The organism is Oceanobacter sp. 5_MG-2023, from assembly GCF_030548165.1.
Taxonomy (GTDB): domain Bacteria; phylum Pseudomonadota; class Gammaproteobacteria; order Pseudomonadales; family Oceanobacteraceae; genus Oceanobacter.
In genome coordinates this window covers 1-530 of the sequence record NZ_JAUORS010000075.1, presented here as the reverse complement: position 1 = coordinate 530, position 530 = coordinate 1, and the positions used below count along the sequence as shown (strand labels likewise).

Sequence of the window (530 nt, the reverse complement as noted above, 5' to 3'; positions counted from 1 at the left end):
GTGAGTTTCAGTCTGTCAGGCGACGATGCGGCGTACTTCTCGATTGATGCCAGCACCGGTGAAGTGACTTTGTTGGCCGACGCTGATTACGAAACAAAAGCCAGCTATTCATTTGTAGTCACCGCCACCGATGGGGCTGGTCACTTAACTGATCAGACCGTCACTCTGGCGGTTAATGATCTGGATGAAGTCACACCGACGATTACTTCTGGCGCTACCGCGACTGCCATCGATGAAAACACTGGTTCTGGGCAGGTGGTGTATACCGCCACTGCCGATGATTCAGCGGATATATCCAGTGGAGTGAGCTTCTCGCTCTCTGGCGACGATGCGGCGTACTTCAGCATCAACTCAGCCACCGGCGAAGTTACTTTGTTGGCGGATGCGGATTATGAGGGCAAGTCCAGCTACAACTTTACCGTCACCGCCACCGATGGAGCAGGTAACCACACCGACCAAGCCGTTACGCTGGCGGTCAATAACCTCGATGAAGTCGCACCGACGATTACCTCTGGTGATACCGCGACTGC

General features: G+C 54.3%; 1 protein-coding gene. It reads left to right on the top strand.

All coding sequences use genetic code 11. The features are described 5' to 3' along the window. A partial coding sequence (locus Q4551_RS16200; RefSeq protein WP_303434969.1) for a cadherin repeat domain-containing protein occupies positions 1-530 on the top strand: 530 nt, incomplete at both ends.